Below are 2,621 nucleotides of genomic sequence, written 5' to 3'. Positions count from 1 at the left end.
CATACTGCGGCGGGTTCGATTCCGTCGCTCGAGCATGTGTTCGTGATCGGTGAGGCGTTGCCGCCGGAGACGGTGTCGGCGATGCACGCGATTTCGGATGCGGCTGTGCACAATTTGTATGGTCCGACCGAGGCTGCGGTGTCGATCACGTATTGGCAGGCCACTGGTCAGGAGACCAATAGTGTGCCGATCGGTGTGCCGCAGTGGAATTCGCGCGTGTATGTGTTGGATTCGCGGTTGCGGCCGGTTCCTGCCGGTGTGACGGGTGAGCTCTATCTGGCGGGTGATCAGCTCGCGCGGGGTTATGTGACCCGACCCGATCTGTCGGCGGATCGTTTTGTGGCGAGTCCGTTCGATGCGGGTCAGCGGATGTATCGCACGGGTGACCTGGTGCGGTGGAGTCGGGCCGAGGTCGCGGCAGAGGGCGGGACCGAGTCGCAGCCGGTGCTGGAGTATCTGGGTCGTACCGATTTCCAGGTGAAGTTCCGTGGTCAGCGGATCGAGTTGGGTGAGATCGAGTCGGCGTTGCTGGCGCAGCCGGTGGTGAGCCAGGCCGTGGTGACGGTCGCGGCGTCGGATCTGGGTGAGCAGTTGGTCGCCTATGTGGTGCCCGTGCCCGGTGAGCAGGTCGTTTCCGGTGTGTTGCTGGAGTCCCTGCGTGATGTGCTGCCGGTGTACATGATTCCGGCCGTGGTCATGGAGCTGGATGCGTTCCCGTTGAACACTTCCGGGAAGCTGGATCGTAAGGCGTTGCCGGCGCCGGTGTTCGAGACCAAGCAGTTCCGTGCTCCCTCGACTCCGATCGAGGAGATCGTGGCGGGTGTGTTCGCCGACGTGCTGGGAGTGCAGCGGGTCGGTGCCGACGATGATTTCTTCGCTCTGGGTGGTAATTCGCTGATCGCGACTCAGGTCGCGGCGCGTCTGGGTGCGGCGCTGGATACCACCGTGCCGGTGCGGTTGTTGTTCGAGGCCGGCACTGTTTCCGTATTGGCTGCTCGGATCCAGGAGCAGGCCGGTTCCGGTGGCCGGGTGCCGTTGGTGCCGCAGCAACGTCCGACCCGGACGCTGCCCTCGGGAGAGGTTGTCGGTGCCGCGCCGCTGTCGCTGGCGCAGCAGCGGATGTGGTTCCTGAACCGGTTCGATCAGGAGTCGGCCGCTTACAACTTGCCGATGGCGATCCGTTTGTCGGGTGCCCTCGACGTCGAGGCGTTGCGTGCGGCCGTCTCGGATCTGGTGGCGCGGCACGAGGTGCTGCGGACGGTGTATCCGGAGACCGATTCCGGTCCGGTGCAGCTGGTGCTGCCGGTCGGCGACGCCGCACCTCGACTCGAGGTGCGTTCCGTCGCGGCCGCAGATGTTGTTCCGGCGGTGTCGGGGCTGGCGTCGACCGGTTTCGATGTGACGGTCGAGGTGCCGTTGCGGGTCGCGCTGTTCCGGGTGCGCGATGCGGCGACCGGCGATGCGGTGACGGGTGACGAGCCCGCGGCCGGTGTGGCGGGCGAGTTCGTGCTGGCGATGGTGGTGCACCATATCGCCGGTGACGGCTTGTCGGTGGGTCCGCTGACGCGGGACCTGATGATCGCTTACGCGGCGCGTACTGCCGGCGAGGCGCCGGGTTGGGCGCCGCTACCGGTGCAGTACGCCGACTACAGCATCTGGCAGCGTGAGCTGCTGGGTGACGAGGCCGATCCGGAGTCGATCGCGGCCGCGCAGATCGCTTATTGGCAGTCTGCGCTGGCCGGGGTGCCGGATCAGTTGGATCTGCCGACCGATCGGCCACGTCCGGCCGTCCAGTCCTTCGCCGGTGGGCGGGTCGAGGTCGCGATCGACGCGGAAACCCATGCCGGATTGGTACGGGTGGCGCAGCAACAGAACGCCACGCTGTTCATGGTGGTGCATTCCGCGTTGGCGGTGTTGCTGTCGCGCCTGTCGGGCACCGACGACATCACCATCGGTACCCCGGTCGCGGGTCGTGGTGAGCAGGCGCTCGATGATCTGATCGGTATGTTCGTGAACACGCTGGTGTTCCGGACACAGTTGGAGCGTGGTGAATCCTTCACCGGTCTGCTGGGTCGTCAGCGGGAAGCCGATATCGCGGCGTTCGCGCACGCGGATGTGCCGTTCGAGCGGCTGGTGGAGGTACTCAACCCGGCGCGGTCGACCGCGCGGCATCCGCTGTTCCAGGTGGGCTTGACCTTCCAGAACTTGGCCGCCTCCGTGCTGGAGCTGCCGGACCTGACGGTTTCCGGGGTGGATTTCGATGCCGAGATCTCCCAGTTCGACCTGAACCTGCTGCTCGGCGACTCCTACGACACCGCCGGGGCCCCGAACGGTGTGGCCGGTTACCTGACCTATGCCACCGCCCTGTTCGACCGTGCCACGGTGGAGGGCTTCGCGGCGCGGTTCGTGGGTCTGCTGCGGGAGATCGTGGCGGCCCCGGAGACGCCGGTCGGTGATCTGGAGATCCTGGCGCCGGTCGAGCGCACGAAGATGTTGGCGGAGTGGAATGCGACCGAGCACGCGCTCCCCGAGGGGCTGTTGCTGGATGGGTTCGATGCCGCGGCTGCGGCGTATCCGGATCGGGTGGCGGTTTCGTTCGAGGGGACGAGTCTGTCCTATGG

General features: G+C 66.3%; 1 protein-coding gene. It reads left to right on the top strand.

Features of this window, described 5'->3' with window-relative positions; translation table 11 throughout:
- The coding region (locus ABZV91_RS32370) for a condensation domain-containing protein (RefSeq protein ID WP_355249518.1) at window positions 1–2,621 on the top strand (2,621 nt) is incomplete at both ends.

It is taken from the genome of Nocardia sp. NPDC004568 (assembly GCF_040609955.1).
In the GTDB taxonomy this organism is placed as follows: domain Bacteria; phylum Actinomycetota; class Actinomycetes; order Mycobacteriales; family Mycobacteriaceae; genus Nocardia.
This window is presented reverse-complemented; position numbering and strand designations above follow the sequence as displayed.